This window comes from Streptomyces sp. NPDC057623, assembly GCF_042800355.1.
Lineage (GTDB): Bacteria > Actinomycetota > Actinomycetes > Streptomycetales > Streptomycetaceae > Streptomyces.
This window is the reverse complement of the sequence record NZ_JBHVGZ010000069.1, coordinates 22585-39673: the sequence shown is the minus strand read 5'-3', so window position 1 is coordinate 39673 and position 17089 is coordinate 22585. Positions and strand designations below refer to the sequence as shown.

Sequence of the window (17089 nt, the reverse complement as noted above, 5' to 3'; positions counted from 1 at the left end):
TCCAAGCTCAGCGCCCTCCAAGCTCAGCGCCGCCCGATCTCAGCGCCGTCGGCCCCGCCCGCGGCCCCCGTCCTCGTCGTACTCGTCGTCGTGCGGCCCCAGCAGCTCGTCCGCCAGTGTGGGCAGATCGTCCAGCGGCGTCTCTTCGGCCCAGTCGGACCGAGCCCTGCGCCGGGGCGTCCCCGCCTCGTCGACCTGCGGCATCTCGCGCGTACGTTCCTCCTCGCGGAAGTACGCCGGCGGAACCCGATCCGCACGCTCCTCCCCGGACACGGAGGGCAGCACGGCCGTCTCATCGGCGGCCCCCGGAGGAACCGGCGGCAGCACGGCGGTCTCGTCGGCGGCACCGGGCACCACCGGCGGGAGCACGGCCGTCTCGTCAGCCGCCCCCGAAGGCGCCGGCGGCTGCGGCAGCTTCGCGGTCACCTCGGACTCGGACACCCCGGAAGCGCGGCCACCGGAAGAGCGGCCACCGGAAGAGCGCTCGTCGTCCGTCTCCCGCGGCTCCTCATCGCGCACCGGCCGCAGCACCGTCGTCTCGTCCGACGCTCCGCCCGGCGCCTGCCCCGGCGTCACCACAGGTGTGGGAACCGTCATCGCGTCACTCGGGGCAGCCCCGGCGCCAGGCGCCGCCGGCCTCGGTCCCGCCTGGGCCTGGGCGGCCGCCTGCTCCGCGAGCCGCCGTGCCTCCTCCGCGCGCAGCAGGGCCTCCTCGGCCTTGCGCTGCTTCTCCAGGCGCAGTGCCTCAGCCTCGGCCCGCAGCCGGGCCTCTTCCTCGGCCTGCTTGCGGCGGCGTTCCTCATCGGCCTTGCGGCGCGCTTCCTCCTCGGCGCGCACCTTCTCCTCCGCGAGGAGCCGCTGCCGCTCCTCCTCGGCACGCCGATGCGCGTCCTCGGCCCGCTGCCGGGCCTCCTCCGCCTGCCGTTCGGCCTCGCGCCGCTGCGCCTCCTCCAGCTCGCGCCGCTTGCGCTCCTCCTCCTCGGCGCGCAGCCTGGCGAGCTGCTCCTGGCGCTCACGCTCCAGGCGCTCCTCCTCGGCCTTGCGGGCGGCCTCTTCCTCGGCCTTGCGGCGGGCTTCCTCCTCGGCCTTGCGCCGAGCTTCCTCCTGGGCCTGAATCTCGGCTTCGGACAGCGGCAGCATCTGGTCGAGCCGGTGCCGGACGACCGTGGTCACCGCCTCGGGCTCCTGGCCCGCGTCCACCACCAGGTAGCGCCCGGGGTCGGCCGCGGCCAGCGTGAGGAATCCGGAGCGCACGCGCGCGTGGAACTCCGCCGGCTCCGACTCCAGCCGGTCCGGCGCCTCGGTGAACCGCTCACGGGCGATCTCCGGCGAGACGTCCAGCAGCACGGTCAGGTGGGGTGCGAGTCCATTCGTCGCCCAGCGGTTGATGCGGGCGATCTCCGTCGGCGACAGGTCGCGGCCCGCTCCCTGGTAGGCGACCGAGGAGTCGACGTAACGGTCCGAGATGACGACCGCGCCGCGCTCCAGCGCGGGCCGGACCACCGTGTCGACGTGCTCCGCGCGGTCCGCCGCGTACAGCAGCGCCTCGGCCCGGTGCGACAGGCCCGCGCTCGACACGTCCAGCAGGATCGACCGCAGGCGCTTGCCGACGGGCGTGGCTCCCGGCTCCCGCGTGACGACGACCTCGTGGCCCTTGTTCCTGATCCACTCGGCGAGCGCCTCGGCCTGGGTGGACTTCCCGGCCCCGTCGCCGCCCTCCAGGGCGATGAAGAAGCCGGACGTCACGGGCACCTGCTCCGGGTCGTCCCCACCGAGCAGCGCGTCCCGCAGGTCCTGGCGCAGCGGCACGCCGGAACGGTCGTCGACCTTGGCCAGCACCAGCGCGGCCACCGGCAGCAGCAGCGCCCCGGCCAGCATCAGCGTGAACGCCGCACCGCCGTGGGCGAAGACGAACCTGCCGCTCTCCAGCCGGTGCGGCCCGATCAGCGCGGCGACCAGCGGCGCGATCACCGCGCCGAGCGCCACACAGACCCGTACGACCGCGTGGAGGTGCTCCGTCGTGCGCGGGCGTCGGAATTCCTCGGCCTCCTGGTCGAGGAGGGTGTGCCCGGTGTTGGCGGCCACGCCCGCGCCCATCCCGGCCAGCGCGATGATCAGCAGCACGGTGGTGACGTCCGGGACGAGGCCCGCGGCCAGCAGCGCGACACCGGTGAAGGCGATCACCAGCGCCAGCAGCCGGCGCCGCGACAGGGCGGGCAGCACGGAGGGCGCCGTACGGATGCCGACGACCACTCCGCCGGTCAGCGCGAGCACCAGCAGGCCGTACAGGACCGGTCCGCCGCCCAGGTCCTTGGCGTGCAGCACGGACACGGCGACCCCGGCGGAGACCGCCCCGGCGACGGCCGCGCACGCCGTCACCAGCAGCGGGATCGCACCGGTACGGCCCTTGTCGACGCCCGAGCCCGTCTTGGGGCGGCGCAGGCCCTCGAGCGGCGACCGCGCGCGCGGGGTGCGCGTGCCGGGCAGCTCCAGGAAGGTCAGTACGGACAGGGAGGCGGCGAACAGTCCGGCCGCGACATACGAGGCGAGGGCCGCCTGGTGCTGGTCGAACCAGTCGAGTCCGGTACCGAGCAGGTTGTTGAGCAGGGCGGCGGCGACGAGCGCGGCGGCGGCCATGGGGATCGCCACGAAACCCGTACGCAGTGACAGTCGGCGCAGGGCGTCCATGTGGTCCGGCAGCGGTCGTACCGTCGCGCCCTCCGGCGGCGGGGGCGGCAGCAGCGCGGGCGCCGCGCTCTCCCGGCACACCGTCCAGAAACGCTCGGCCACGCCGGACACGAAGACCGTGACCAGCAGGACGGCCAGCGCGTTGTCCGGCGTCCAGTCGATCCACAGGGGCGCGACGATCAGCAGGGCGGCCCGCAGCCCGTCCGCGCCGACCATGGTCCAGCGCCGGTCGAGCGGGCCCTCCTGGGAGGTGAGCGACGTCAGCGGGCCCAGGAGTACGGCGCCGAAGAGCAGCGTCGCCAGGATGCGCACCCCGAAGACGGTCGCCACTGCGAACGCCACGCCCCGGTACCCACCGCCGAACGGCCCCTCGGCGATCGCCGCCTGAAGTGCCAGCAGGACCAGCACCAGGAGGGCGAGGATGTCGCCGACACCCCCCACCAACTGCGCGCTCCACAGCCGCTTGAGCTGCGGTCGGCGCAGCAGGGCGCGGACGGCACGCTCGCGGGAGTCCGCTGCGAGGGCGTCGTCGGAGGCGGGGTTGGGGGCCGTTGGCTCCTCGGCTCGCGTCATGCTTTCAGCCTATCGGGACCCACCGACAGCCCGGCGCACCCGCCCGAACGTACGCACGCCCCGACACCAAACTGATGCCGAGGCGTTCGTTTTGCGAACCGAAGGTGAAGAACCGGGCCCTCAACCGGGCTCCGAAAGAGCCCGGTTGGACCTCATGGCGCCCGATCGGCCCTCGCGGTGAGGACGGCTCAGTCGTCGCTCGCCGACTTCGAAGCCGTCGTCTTCTTCGCGGTGGTCTTCTTCGCCGTCGTCTTCTTCGCGGCCGTCGTCGTCTTCGCCGCGGTCTTCTTGGCGGCCGTCTTCTTGGCCGGGGCGGCCTTCTTGGCGGTCGTCTTCTTCGCGGGGGCCTTCTTCGCCGTCTTCTTGGCGGGCGCCTTCGCCCGCTTCTCGGCGAGCAGCTCGAAGCCGCGCTCCGGGGTGATCTCCTCGACGCTGTCGCCGGAGCGCAGGGTCGCGTTGGTCTCCCCGTCGGTGACGTACGGCCCGAAACGGCCGTCCTTCACGACGACCGGCTTCTCACTGACCGGGTCGGTGCCCAGCTCCTTCAGCGGCGGCTTGGCGGCCGCGCGACCGCGCTGCTTGGGCTGGGCGTAGATCGCCTGCGCCTCTTCCAGCGTGATCGTGAAGAGCTGCTCCTCGGCCTGGAGGGAGCGCGAGTCCGTGCCCTTCTTCAGGTACGGGCCGTAGCGGCCGTTCTGCGCGGTGATCTCCACGCCGTCCGCGTCGGTGCCGACTACGCGCGGCAGCGACATCAGCTTGAGCGCGTCGTCGAGCGTCACCGTGTCGAGCGACATCGACTTGAACAGCGAGGCCGTACGCGGCTTGACCGCGTTCTTGCCGGTCTTCGGGGTGCCCTCGGGGAGCACCTCGGTGACGTACGGGCCGTAGCGGCCGTCCTTGGCGACGATCGCGTGGCCGGTCTTCGGGTCGTTGCCCAGCTCGAAGTCGCCGCTCGGCTTGGCCAGCAGTTCCTCGGCCATCTCCACGGACAGCTCGTCCGGCGCCAGGTCCTCCGGGATGTCGGCGCGCTGGTGCTGCTCGGTGTCCTTCTCGCCGCGCTCGATGTACGGGCCGTAGCGTCCGACCCGGAGCACGATGCCGTTGCCCACCGGGAACGAGGACACCTCGCGCGCGTCGATCGCGCCCAGGTCGGTCACCAGCTCCTTGAGGCCACCGAGGTGGTCCCCGTCGCCGTTCCCGGCGTCGGCGGCACCGCCCTCACCTGTGCCCTCGCCGAAGTAGAACCGCTTCAGCCACGGCACGGACTGGGCCTCGCCGCGGGCGATGCGGTCGAGGTCGTCCTCCATCTTGGCGGTGAAGTCGTAGTCGACGAGCCGCCCGAAGTGCTTCTCCAGGAGGTTGACCACGGCGAAGGACAGGAAGGACGGCACGAGGGCCGTGCCCTTCTTGAACACATAGCCGCGGTCGAGGATGGTGCCGATGATCGACGCGTACGTCGACGGGCGGCCGATCTCGCGCTCTTCCAGCTCCTTGACCAGCGAGGCCTCGGTGTAGCGGGCCGGGGGCTTGGTGGCGTGCCCGTCGACCGTGATCTCCTCGGCGCTGAGCGCGTCGCCCTCGTTGACCTGCGGCAGCCGGCGCTCGCGGTCGTCCAGCTCGGCGTTCGGGTCGTCGGCGCCCTCGACGTAGGCCTTCAGGAAGCCGTGGAAAGTGATCGTCTTGCCGGACGCGCTGAACTCGACGTCCCGGCCGTCGGCCGCCCTGCCGCCGATCTTGACCGTGACGGAGTTGCCGGTCGCGTCCTTCATCTGGGAGGCGACGGTCCGCTTCCAGATCAGCTCGTAGAGCTTGAACTGGTCGCCGGTCAGTCCGGTCTCGGCAGGCGTGCGGAAGCGGTCGCCCGAGGGACGGATCGCCTCGTGCGCCTCCTGCGCGTTCTTGACCTTCCCTGCGTACGTCCGCGGGGTCGGCGGCAGGTAGTCGGCGCCGTACAGCTGCGTGACCTGGGCGCGGGCGGCCGCCACGGCGGTGTCGCTCAGCGTCGTGGAGTCCGTACGCATGTAGGTGATGTAGCCGTTCTCGTACAGCTTCTGCGCGACCTGCATGGTGGCCTTCGCGCCGAAGCCGAGCTTGCGGCTCGCCTCCTGCTGCAGCGTCGTCGTACGGAACGGGGCGTACGGCGAGCGGCGGTACGGCTTGGACTCGACCGACCGGACGGCGAACTGCGTCTGCTCCAGGGCGGCGGCGAGGGCGCGGGCGTCGCCCTCGTCGAGGTGGAGGGTGTTCGCGCTCTTGAGTTGTCCCAGGGAGTCGAAGTCACGGCCCTGCGCGACCCGCCTGCCGTCGACGGTCTGGAGGCGGGCGACCAGCGACGACGGGTCCGACGAGTCCCCCGCGCGGCCGGTCGCGAAGGTGCCCGTCAGGTCCCAGTACTCAGCAGAACGAAACGCGATGCGCTCGCGTTCCCGCTCCACGACGAGCCGGGTGGCGACGGACTGGACACGGCCGGCCGACAGGCGCGGCATGACCTTCTTCCACAGGACCGGCGAGACCTCGTAGCCGTAGAGGCGGTCGAGGATGCGGCGGGTCTCCTGGGCGTCGACGAGCTTCTGGTTGAGCTGGCGCGGGTTGGCCACGGCGGCCTGGATCGCGGCCTTGGTGATCTCGTGGAAGACCATCCGCTTGACCGGGACCTTGGGCTTGAGTACTTCCTGGAGGTGCCACGCGATGGCCTCGCCCTCGCGGTCCTCATCGGTGGCGAGGTAGAGCTCGTCGGAATCCTTCAGCAGGTCCTTGAGCTTCTTGACCTGCGCCTTCTTGTCGGCGTTGACGACATAGATCGGCTCGAAGTCGTGCTCGACGTCGACGCCGAGGCGGCGGACCTCACCGGTGTACTTCTCCGGCACCTCCGCGGCGCCGTTGGGAAGGTCGCGGATGTGCCCGACGCTCGCTTCGACTACGTAGCCGGGGCCCAGGTAGCCCTTGATCGTCTTCGCCTTGGCAGGCGACTCGACGATGACGAGTCGGCGGCCGCCCTGTGCGGTCTCGCTGGTCGGGGACAACTTCGCTCTTCTCTCCGGTCGAGGCTGGGGCCTCCCCGGGGTCGCTCGGATCCCGGGGTCGGGTGGTGGTGACGCTGCGGAGTGTGACGGTACATCCCGCCCCGTTGTCAAACGGGAAAAGCCCGCAACGGCCACTCGAACGGTAACCCGACTTCCGCCATTCCTGCCGCCCGGAGTGCCCACCGGCCTTTTCGAGCCTTTCCGGAAGAGGCCCTCCCCATTATCCGCCGCGCAGCTCGCGGGCCGTTCTCAGAGTCGGGTGAAGCACCACGTCGCGAAGATCAGCGCGATCACCGAGCCAAGGCCCGCGAGCGTCGCCGATGCGACGGGACTCACACCGTGAGCGACGGGCCGGCGCTGCCGTACCCGGATCGCGGTCCACGCCAGCAGCCCGCCTCCGAACAGGGCGAACACGACCCCAGCGAAGATCGCCGGTCCACTCTCCATGGTTCCGCTCGCCCCTTTTCTCCCGTCCGTGAGCGCTCAGCCCGGCGAGGCTGTCACGCACGGGCGGCGCACAGGCGAACCTCAGGTGAACGCGGAACCGGCGCCACCGCGGACTCTCCGGGCCCTTGGGGCCCAGCAGCCACAACAGCCCCACAGGACCCGGCGCCCTCACCGATCTCCGTGGCCGGGCCACTCCTGCCTGGCCCCGGAGATCGTCTGAATTTGTCGCCCCACAGCACGGTGACCTACTCGGGGCTCTTCCCGCGGCTCATTTCGCCGGGCGCTCGATCGTGTCCGTGCCCTGGTCGGTGCGCGGTGTGGTGCCGCAATCGATCAGCGGGACGGGCGAGTCCTCTCGCCGACGGTTCCGGCCACCTGGCAGGGCCTTTCCCACTTTCCACGGGCACACGATCTCCAAGCGGCGGCAGCCCCCCGGCAGGGTCCTACCGTGCCGGTTCGAGGAACCCCTGCTCCACCAGCAGCCGGATCTGCGCGGGCGTGCGGTCACGCAGCGACACCGGATCCTCGCCCATCAGCTGGGCGATCGCGTCCAGAATTCGTCCTGCACTCAACGAACCATCACACACGCCCGCGAAGCCCGCGCCGACCGTGTCCACCCGGGTCGCCCGGCGCATGCCGCGATGCTGGCGCAGCACCACGTGCTCCGGGTCCTCGGCTCCGGGCAGCCCGACCTGCTCCTGCACGACCTCGCCGACGAGCCTGAAGTGGTCCTCCAGCAGAGCCGCGTCGTCGCGGGCGCGCAGATAGTCGAGCCGGTCGAAGTGCGCCAGCACCGCGTCCCCGAGCGGCTGCTCGACCGGATGCGGCCACTCCTCCACCGTGATCGAGGGCACGGCGGCCGACGCCTTGCGCAGGGTGATCCACCCGAACCCCACGGCCTTCACCTTGCGCGCCTCGAACTCGTCCAGCCATGCGTCGTACCGCGCCTGGTACTCGGCCACGTCACCCCGGTGGTCACCGGCGTCCCTGAGCCACAACTCGGCGTACTGCGTGATGTCCTGGACCTCGCGCTGCACGATCCAGGCGTCGCACCCGCGCGGCACCCACGACCGCAGTCTGTCCTGCCAGTCCTCCCCTTCCACGTGCTGCCAGTTGGCGAGGAACTGCGCGAACCCGCCCTCGTTCAGCCGCTCCCCCGCCCCTTGAACGACCGAGCGGCACAGATCGTCCCCGCCCATCCCGCCGTCGCGGTACGTCAGCCGGGCGCCGGGCGAGATGACGAAGGGCGGGTTCGACACGATCAGGTCGTACGTCTCGCCGTTCCTGAGCGGCTCGAACAGCGAGCCTTCCCGCAGGTCCGCTGCCGGGGCGCCGGACAGCGCGAGGGTGAGCGCGGTGATGTGCAGCGCGCGCGGGTTGAGATCGGTCGCCGTCACGCGCGTGACGTGCTGCGCGGCGTGCAGCGCCTGGATGCCGGAACCGGTGCCGAGGTCGAGGGCGGAGGCGACGGGCGTGCGGACGGTGATGCCGGCGAGGGTCGTCGACGCGCCTCCGACGCCGAGGACGACAGCGGTGTCCGCCTGACGGCCGTCGCTGCCGCTGCCGCCGGCCCCGCCCACCGCGCAGCCCAGGTCGGACACGATGAACCAGTCCTCGCCCCCGGGCCCGCCGTACGGCCGTACGTCCACGGTCGCGGCGATGTCGTCGGAGTCCTGGCCGGCCCGGACCAGCCACCCGCTGTCCAGGCAGGCGTCGACGGGCAGAAAGCCCGCCACGCGCGCGTGCGGCACCGGTTGCTGCAACAGGAAGAGCCGTACGAGCGCCTCCAGCGGGGTGTCTCCCCGGGTCGCCCGGAGCGCGGGCACGGTCTCGCTGCGGGCGAGCGCCGCGTACGCGGGCGCACCGAGCAGTTCGAGCAGCCCGTCTGCGGTGAAGGAGGCCGCTAGCAGGGCCTCCCGCAGCCGGGCGGCGACATCGGGACGGTCGGAGGCGGGCAGGGCAGACAGGCTGGAGTCACTCACGCCCTCATTGTGACCCGCGCCCGCTCCGAAGGTGGCTCAGCTGTCGGTGGCCGCCGCGGACGCGGAGGCCGCCACCTGCTTGCAGCCCTCCTGCTCCAGCAGCGCCTGCTTGGTGTCGCCGCTCGATTCCAGCTTCTTCAGGGCGTCGAGCGCGCTCTTGCGCTGGCTCACGACGTCCTTCATGTCCTTGCCGACCTTGCTCAGCCCGGACGCGAACTTGCCCTGGTCCTTGGTGTTGAGCCCGTCCATCTGCTTCTTCAGGTCGGCGTAGCTCGCGGAGAGCGCGGTGAGCTTCTTGATCGCGTCCTGCTGCTTCTTCGCGCCGTCCTCCACACCGGGAGGCGCTCCGGCCTCGGCGAGCAGGGTCGCGCGCGCCTTGAAGCCGTCGGAGAGGTCCTGGAAAGCCTTGGCGTCGACCTTCTGGAGTTCCGCGGGCGGGCTGTCCTTGGCCGCCTTCGTGATCGCGCTGTCGGCCGCCGCGATCTTCGCGTTCTGCGTCGGCGCCGTGTCGCAGATCTGCTTGGCCCAGGCGTCCAGCTCCGGGTTGCCCTCGTCGCTCGTGCATCCCGTCAGCGCCAGCACCAGCACCGCACCGCCGGACAGTGCGGCCGTGAGCTTCTTGTTCACCGGTTCGGTCCCTTCCGTGGCTCTCGGCCAACGGACCTTACACGCCGCGCGGGAGACACCGATGCACCGAATGCAGCATTAGTGACGTTATAAGACTCTTTACACCATGTGAGAGAAGGGTCACGGCTAGGGCGTGAACACGCACAAGGCGGGCGGGCGGCACGCCAACGCGCGCCACCCGCCCGCTTCTTGAGCTGGGCCGTCGTAAGACCGCCTACGAAACCACCGCGGGGTCGGCCGGTTTGGCCACCCTGTCCGCGTTGCCTTCGTCACCCATGGCGATGCCTCGCCGCTTGGAGACGTAGACCGCGCCGACGATCACAAGGAGCGAGAGCACGGCGATCACGACCCGTACGCCCACGTTCTTGTCCTCGCCGTAGCTGAACTGGATGACCGCGGGCGCGATGAGCAGCGACACCAGGTTCATCACCTTCAGCAGCGGGTTGATCGCGGGACCGGCGGTGTCCTTGAAGGGGTCGCCGACCGTGTCGCCGATCACCGTGGCGGCGTGGGCCTCACTGCCCTTGCCGCCGTGGTGACCGTCCTCGACGAGCTTCTTGGCGTTGTCCCAGGCGCCGCCGGAGTTGGCGAGGAACACGGCCATCAGCGTGCCGGCGCCGATCGCGCCCGCCAGGAACGCGCCGAGCGCGCCGACACCGAGCGTGAACCCGATGAAGATGGGCGCCACCACGGCGAGCAGGCCGGGCGTGGCGAGCTCGCGCAGGGCATCCCGGGTGCAGATGTCGACGACCTTGCCGTACTCCGGCTTCTCCGTGTAGTCCATGATCCCGGGCCGCTCACGGAACTGCCGTCGTACCTCGTAGACCACGGAACCCGCCGACCGCGACACGGCGTTGATGGCGAGTCCGGAGAAGAGGAAGACGACCGCCGCGCCCGCGATGAGGCCGACGAGGTTGTTGGGCTGCGAGATGTCCATCATCAGGCTCATCGGCGCTCCGTCGCCGCTGAGTTTCTCGCCCACGTCCCGCGCGCCGGTGGTGATGGCGTCGCGGTACGACCCGAAGAGCGCCGCCGCCGCCAGGACGGCGGTGGCGATGGCGATGCCCTTGGTGATGGCCTTGGTGGTGTTGCCGACCGCGTCCAGGTTGGTGAGCACCTGGGCGCCCGCGCCCTCGACGTCGCCTGACATCTCGGCGATGCCCTGCGCGTTGTCGGAGACCGGCCCGAAGGTGTCCATGGCGACGATCACACCCACCGTGGTGAGCAGACCGGTGCCGGCCAGTGCCACCGCGAACAGCGCCAGCATGATCGACGTGCCGCCGAGCAGGAACGCCCCGTACACGCCGAGGCCGATCAGCAGGGCGGTGTAGACGGCCGATTCGAGACCCACGGAGATGCCGGCGAGCACGACGGTGGCGGGACCGGTGAGCGAGGTCTTGCCGATGTCGAGGACCGGGCGGCGGTTGGTCTCGGTGAAGTAGCCGGTCAGCTGCTGGATGACAGCGGCCAGCAGGATGCCGATCCCGACCGCGACGAGCGCGAGGATCCGCGGGTCGCCGTCCTTGGCGGCGATCGCCGCGTCGGTGACGCCGTCGAGGTCGGCGTACGACGACGGCAGGTAGACGAACACGGCGATCGCGACCAGCACGATCGAGATCACCGCGGAGATGAAGAACCCGCGGTTGATCGCGGTCATGCCGCTGCGGTCGGTCCGGCGCGGAGCCACGGCGAAGATGCCGATCATCGCCGTGATCACGCCGATCGCGGGCACGATCAGCGGGAAGGCGAGCCCGGAGTCACCGAACGCCGCCGATCCGAGGATCAGCGCGGCGACCAGGGTCACGGCGTACGACTCGAAGAGGTCGGCCGCCATGCCCGCGCAGTCGCCGACGTTGTCGCCCACGTTGTCGGCGATGGTCGCGGCATTGCGCGGGTCGTCCTCCGGAATGCCCTGCTCGACCTTTCCGACCAGGTCGGCGCCGACGTCGGCGGCCTTGGTGAAGATGCCGCCGCCGACCCGCATGAACATCGCGATCAGCGCGGCACCGAGTCCGAATCCTTCGAGCACCTTCGGCGCGTCGGCCGCGTAGACCAGCACCACACAGGAGGCGCCCAGCAGACCGAGCCCCACTGTGAACATGCCGACTACGCCGCCCGTACGGAAAGCGATCTTCATGGCTTTGTGGGAGACGGCGGTGAGATCCTTTTCCGGTTCACCCTCCGCCGGGGTCGCTTCCCGTGCGGCCGCGGCGACGCGCACATTGCTGCGCACGGCGAGCCACATGCCGATATAGCCGGTGGCCGCCGAGAACCCGGCGCCGATCAAGAAGAACACCGATCGGCCGATGCGCTGATTCCAGTCGTCCGCGGGCAGCAGCAGGAGCAGGAAGAACACGACGACGGCGAATACGCCGAGTGTCCGCAACTGCCGGGCCAGATAGGCGTTGGCACCTTCCTGGACCGCGCCTGCGATCTCCTTCATGCTCTGGGTGCCCTCGCCCGCTGCGAGCACCTGGCGCACGAGAACGCCGGCGACCACCAGCGCTGCCAGCGCGACAACGCCGATGACCGTGATGATGATCCGGTTGTCGTCGGTGAGCACTGCGGCTGCGAGGGTTGTGGGGTGGTCAATCTGATGAGGGGTAGAAAGCCCCGCCATTCGTCCTCCTTGACGCTTGGGCTGAGCTCAAGATGTGGACGGATTCTAGGTACCGGAACCTGATCAAAACAGATGGCGGTAAACGGAATTAGCCTTCACATGCCGTTCAGCAAATGATCGACATCACGCCACTGAACCCGAAAGTGCTAATGCCTCAAAACCATTGACGCCCGCATTTACTTGATCAAATTACTGGAAGGTTGATCGTGAATTCCTTCACGAATTCCCCTGCGCCGATGACGAAAACGCGAAGGGGCCCTGCTGAGCAGGGCCCCTTCGCGTGGAGAGTGAGTCGAGCAGAGAGTGATTCGGGTCGACAGCTCGTCAGGTGAGCACCGCGGCCGGCGGTGTGGTCGGCCAGGTCATACGAATCAACCCGCCGTGCTCCCCCGCGGAGACCTCCACGTCGTCGACGAGACCGCTGATGACCGCGAGGCCCATCTCGTCCTCCTCGGCATCCACTTCCCCGTCGTCGCCCGCGACGCCGTCTGCCCGCTCACCGGGAACGGAACGCGGCGCCTCGTCACCGACCTCGATGGAGAATGCCTTCTCCTCCTCGATCAGCGACACCTTCACCGGCGCCGTGATGCCGACGCTCTGATGCAGTCCGACGGCACGGGTGCAGGCCTCACCGACAGCGAGCCTGACCTCGTCCAGGACGGCCTCGTCCACTCCGGCCCTGCGCGCCACCGCTGCCGCCACCAGACGGGCGGTCCTGACGTGCTCGGGCAGCGCGCTGAAGCGGAGTTCAACGGTGGCCATGCATCCCCCTCCGAACTACGGGCGTGCTGTCCGGAGGACCGGGCTGCCGAAAGCCCGGTCCCCCTTCTCTTTCAACTTCTGCCGCCCCGGGCACGCCCTGCGGCGGGCCCGGGTCCGGTGGTCAGTCGGTCGCCGCCACCGCTTCCTCGACCGAGGTGTGGATCGGGAACACCTTGGTGAGGCCGGTGATACGGAAGATCTTGAGAATGCGCTCCTGGTTGCAGACCAGGCGCAGGGAGCCCTCATGGGCACGCACACGCTTCAGGCCGCCGACCAGCACGCCGAGCCCGGTGGAGTCGAGGAAGTCCACGCCCTCCATGTCTACGACGAGGTGGAAACTCCCGTCGTTCACCAGCTCGACCAGCTGCTCGCGCAGCTTGGGCGCGGTATATACGTCGATTTCGCCACCGACCTCGACGACCGTACGATCGCCGACGGTACGGGTCGACAGGGACAGGTCCACGGATCCTCCAGCACCTTGCTAATCGAGCGGTCGTCCCTCGGGACACCTCGGCTTACAGCCCCCAGGACGGTTCGCCAGCCGCGATGGCATTCAATCACTTACCGGCAGGCGTGCACGACGCCTTGGTCCCATTGTCCGTCACGCCAGTGACACACTCGGTGCCGATGGCCAAGAATCACCGATCCGATCGATCCCCGACGGGCCCCGTTTCCCGGGTGGACCCGGGCGCGGTGCTGGGCCGACTCGCCTCGGGGCCGAGCCGGGCTTCGCGCATCACTCATACGGAGCATGTGCCCCCGCGCGAGGGTCGCCATGCCGTCTGGCCCGACCGGATCCGTGCGGAGATCATCGCCGCGGTGCAGACTGCGGGAATCGAACATCCCTGGGCCCACCAGGCACGCGCCGCCGAGCACGCCCTGGACGGGGACTCGGTGGTCGTCGCCACGGGCACGGCGTCCGGCAAGTCCCTGGCCTACCTCGTGCCGGTCCTCTCGACGCTTCTGGACGGTTCCGAGGCGCCGAACGGCCGCGGCGCCACGGCTCTCTACCTGGCTCCCACCAAGGCTCTTGCGGCGGACCAGTGCCGTTCGGTGAAGGAACTTTCACATACGCTGGGCAATTCTGTTCGCCCAGCTGTGTACGACGGCGATACTCCATTCGAGGAACGCGAGTGGATCCGCCAGTACGCCAACTACGTCCTCACCAACCCCGACATGCTGCACCGCGGCATACTCCCGTCCCACCCCCGCTGGTCCTCCTTCCTGAAGGCTCTGAAGTATGTCGTCATCGACGAGTGCCACACCTACCGCGGCGTCTTCGGCTCCCATGTCGCCCAGGTCCTGCGCCGTCTGCGCCGCCTCTGCGCCCGCTACGGCGCCTCTCCCGTCTTCCTGCTGGCCTCCGCGACCTCCGCGGAGCCCGCGGTGGCCGCCCGCCGTCTCACCGGCCTTCCCGTGGTCGAGGTCGCCGACGACGCCTCCCCGCGCGGCGAGCTCGTCTTCGCCCTCTGGGAGCCCCCGCTCACCGAGCTCCAGGGCGAGAAGGGTGCCCCTGTCCGCCGTACCGCCACCGCCGAGACGGCCGACCTGCTGACCGACCTCGCCGTCCAGGGCATCCGCTCGGTCGCCTTCGTCCGCTCCCGGCGTGGCGCCGAGCTGATCTCGGTCATCGCCCAGGAACGCCTCGCCGAGGTCGACCGCTCCCTCGCCCGGCGTGTCGCGGCGTACCGCGGCGGTTACCTCCCCGAGGAGCGCCGTGCCCTGGAACAGGCCCTCCACTCCGGCGAACTTCTCGGTCTGTCCGCCACCACCGCCCTGGAACTCGGCATCGACGTCTCCGGCCTCGACGCCGTCCTGATCGCCGGCTACCCGGGCACGCGCGCGTCCCTGTGGCAGCAGGCGGGCCGGGCGGGCCGCTCCGGGCAGGGCGCGCTGGCCGTCCTGGTCGCCCGCGACGACCCGCTGGACACCTACCTCGTCCACCACCCCGAGGCCCTGTTCGACCGTCCGGTGGAGTCGACGGTCCTCGACCCCGACAACCCGTACGTCCTGGCCCCCCACCTGTGTGCGGCGGCCGCGGAGATCCCGCTGACGGACGAGGATCTGGCACTGTTCGGCCCGGCAGCCGAGGCGTTGTTGCCGCAGCTGGAGGCCGCGAAGCTGCTGCGCCGCCGCACGAAGGCCTGGCACTGGACGCGCCGGGAGCGGGCCGCCGACCTGACCGACATCCGGGGCGGCGGCGGCCGACCGGTTCAGGTGGTCGAGTCCGGGACCGGGCGGCTGCTCGGCACGGTCGACGCGGGCGCCGCGCACGGTTCGGTGCACGAGGGCGCGGTCCACCTGCACCAGGGCCGGACGTACCTGGTGCGTTCCCTCGACCTGGAGGACTCGGTCGCCCTGGTCGAGGAGGCGGCCCCGCCGTACTCGACGGTCGCCCGCGACACGACGTCGATCTCCGTCCTGGAGACGGACATCGAGGTCCCGTGGGGCGACGGCCGCCTGTGCTACGGCTCCGTCGAGGTCACCAACCAGGTGGTCTCCTTCCTGCGCCGCCGTCTGATCACCGGCGAAGTACTGGGCGAGACGAAACTCGACCTCCCTCCTCGTACGCTGCGCACCCGCGCGGTGTGGTGGACGGTCACCGAGGACCAGCTGGACGAGGCCCGGATCAACCCGGAGATCCTCGGCGGCGCCCTGCACGCCGCCGAGCACGCCTCCATCGGCCTGCTTCCCCTCTTCGCGACCTGCGACCGCTGGGACATCGGCGGCGTGTCGATCCCGCTGCACCCCGACACGCTGCTCCCCACGGTCTTCGTCTACGACGGCCACCCCGGCGGCGCGGGCTTCGCGGAACGTGCCTTCCACACCGCCCGCACCTGGCTCACGGCCACCCGTGAGGCCATCGCCTCCTGCGAGTGCGACGCCGGCTGCCCGTCCTGCATCCAGTCCCCCAAGTGCGGCAACGGGAACGATCCGCTGCACAAGCGGGGGGCCGTGCGGCTGCTCACGGTGCTGCTGCGGGGCGCACCGGAGGAGAAGGCGGACTCCGCCCTGGACCGGGAGGGGGAGCCCGTCCTGGATCCCGAGCGGCCAGAGGAGCGGGCGGTGGCCCCGCAACCGGTCAGGGACCCTGCGTCGAACGGTTCGTCACCGCTGGGCCGAACGGCGGATTCCCCGACCGCGGGTCGTCCGTCGGCCGGTCGTCCGCCCCCGTAGGACCGAACGGCGGGGACCCGGTCGGCGGGTTCGCCCCGGGCGCCCCCGCAGGCCCCGCCCGAGCCCTTACCTCCGCCGCGAACGGCCCCCGGCCTGATGCCGCCGTCACGTCCGACATGTCCCCCACCAGCACGCACCGCACGAGCCGCACACCTTGCGCCCGAGCCACCCGTTCAGCGCTGCCGCAGGCCGCCGTACCGCCCTTTGCCCAGTGGTCGGCCGCCGCCAGCGCCGCGAGATCCGCACCGCCGGCCGCCCGGTGTCGGCTTACGACGGCGTGCCCCAGGGCGAGTACGACGCCGAAGACGATACAGAGCACGGTGATGGCACCGACGCTCCAGACGGTGGCGGAACCTCGGTCGGAGCGCAGGCCGGCGGCAGGTCCTCTGAGGGCGTGTCGGCCGATGGCCCGCCACCGGGTCGCATGTCGGCCGATGGCACGCCACCGGGCTGAGGGCCGGCCGATGACTGCTCTGCGGCCCCGTGAGAAACCCTTCCTCATGCCCCCTCCCCCACCCTCTCCTCCGCCATCGCCACGGCCTCTTCCCGTACCTCGAAGGGGAGACCACGCAGCACCGGCGGCTTGGCCACGACGACCACGCGGACCTCGTCCCCCTTCCGCCCCACCGTGACCGTCGCGCCGCGCGGTGCGGCCTCACGGGCCACCTCGATGACCGTGTCGGCCGGATCCTGTCGGGCTGCCGCGCGGGCGCCCGTCCGCGCGGCGTCCACGCACTGGATCTGCGCGGCCACCATGAGCAGCCCCCACACCAGCGCCATCGCGAACATCACCAGGACAGGAAGCACGACAGCCGACTCCGCCGTCACGAACCCCCGGTCCGACCGCAGGCCCGACCGCCGCTCGCTCCCGCGCTCACATCCGCGCATCGAGGGCCTGCTTCACGATGTCCTGAAGCTCCGCGCTGACCTGCCCGCTCGTGACGACCTTGTGGAGCACCACGGCGAACGCCACCGCCGCGACGATCCCCATCGCGTACTCGGAGGTGACCATCCCCGCGTCACCCCGCGCCGCCCGCGCCCTGCACACCAGGGCACGCAACTGCGCCCGAACCGCCTTGTACATCTCAACCCCCGTATGACTCAGTCGTGTTGAAATCAGTTGTTGAAGCCGACGCTTGAAGCCGGCTGTGGGACATCTGCTGCCGAACTCCGAACTCCGAAGTCGGAAC

At 70.7% G+C, this 17089-nt stretch carries 12 protein-coding genes; 1 reads left to right on the top strand and 11 read right to left on the bottom strand.

Annotation, left to right across the window (positions count from 1 at the left end; all coding sequences use genetic code 11):
- Nucleotides 1-39: 39 nt before the first annotated feature.
- The 8 genes from tmk to bldG form a co-directional block, all read right to left on the bottom strand.
- On the bottom strand, nt 40-3261 hold the full coding sequence (tmk, locus tag ACFU95_RS41315) for a dTMP kinase (RefSeq protein WP_383839720.1): 3222 nt from the start codon (nt 3259-3261) through the stop codon (nt 40-42).
- A 188-nt stretch (nt 3262-3449) separates the two neighbouring features.
- Nucleotides 3450-6284 (bottom strand): type I DNA topoisomerase, encoded by a 2835-nt coding sequence (gene topA, locus ACFU95_RS41310; RefSeq protein ID WP_383839717.1) that lies wholly within the window; start codon nt 6282-6284, stop codon nt 3450-3452.
- A gap of 249 nt (nt 6285-6533) precedes the next feature.
- A complete protein-coding gene (locus ACFU95_RS41305) occupies nt 6534-6731 on the bottom strand; it encodes a hypothetical protein (RefSeq protein WP_383839714.1) in 198 nt (65 codons plus the stop codon).
- Between the two features lie 443 nt (nt 6732-7174).
- Nucleotides 7175-8713, bottom strand: coding sequence for a methyltransferase (locus ACFU95_RS41300; protein WP_383839712.1), 1539 nt, complete (start codon nt 8711-8713; stop codon nt 7175-7177).
- Nucleotides 8714-8749: 36 nt separating this feature from the next.
- Complete coding sequence (locus ACFU95_RS41295; protein ID WP_383839709.1) at nt 8750-9340, bottom strand: small secreted protein; 591 nt, start codon at nt 9338-9340, stop codon at nt 8750-8752.
- A gap of 214 nt (nt 9341-9554) precedes the next feature.
- Nucleotides 9555-11960 carry a sodium-translocating pyrophosphatase gene (locus tag ACFU95_RS41290; protein ID WP_383839707.1) on the bottom strand — a complete coding sequence of 802 codons (2406 nt, stop codon included), beginning with the start codon at nt 11958-11960 and terminating at the stop codon, nt 9555-9557.
- A gap of 324 nt (nt 11961-12284) precedes the next feature.
- Entirely contained in the window at nt 12285-12722 is a 438-nt protein-coding gene (locus ACFU95_RS41285; RefSeq protein WP_383839704.1) for an ATP-binding protein, read from the bottom strand.
- A 121-nt stretch (nt 12723-12843) separates the two neighbouring features.
- Entirely contained in the window at nt 12844-13185 is a 342-nt protein-coding gene (gene bldG / locus ACFU95_RS41280; protein ID WP_003975386.1) for an anti-sigma factor antagonist BldG, read from the bottom strand.
- A gap of 83 nt (nt 13186-13268) precedes the next feature.
- Here bldG and ACFU95_RS41275 point away from each other — a divergent pair, with 83 nt between their 5' ends.
- Nucleotides 13269-15899 carry a DEAD/DEAH box helicase gene (locus ACFU95_RS41275; RefSeq protein ID WP_383839701.1) on the top strand — a complete coding sequence of 877 codons (2631 nt, stop codon included), beginning with the start codon at nt 13269-13271 and terminating at the stop codon, nt 15897-15899.
- Here ACFU95_RS41275 and ACFU95_RS41270 read toward each other — a convergent pair.
- The 3 genes from ACFU95_RS41270 to ACFU95_RS41260 are packed head-to-tail and all read right to left on the bottom strand — an operon-like array spanning nt 15805 to nt 16983.
- Nucleotides 15805-16401, bottom strand: coding sequence for an Rv3654c family TadE-like protein (locus ACFU95_RS41270; RefSeq protein ID WP_383839698.1), 597 nt, complete (start codon nt 16399-16401; stop codon nt 15805-15807). The two genes, ACFU95_RS41275 and ACFU95_RS41270, sit on opposite strands and share 95 nt — an antisense overlap.
- Nucleotides 16398-16787: a TadE family type IV pilus minor pilin gene (locus ACFU95_RS41265; protein WP_383839695.1), complete on the bottom strand. Its 390-nt coding sequence runs from the start codon at nt 16785-16787 to the stop codon at nt 16398-16400. The genes ACFU95_RS41270 and ACFU95_RS41265 overlap by 4 nt, the downstream gene beginning before the upstream one ends.
- Entirely contained in the window at nt 16774-16983 is a 210-nt protein-coding gene (locus ACFU95_RS41260; RefSeq protein ID WP_383839692.1) for a DUF4244 domain-containing protein, read from the bottom strand. The genes ACFU95_RS41265 and ACFU95_RS41260 overlap by 14 nt, the downstream gene beginning before the upstream one ends.
- Between the last annotated feature and the right edge of the window lie 106 nt (nt 16984-17089).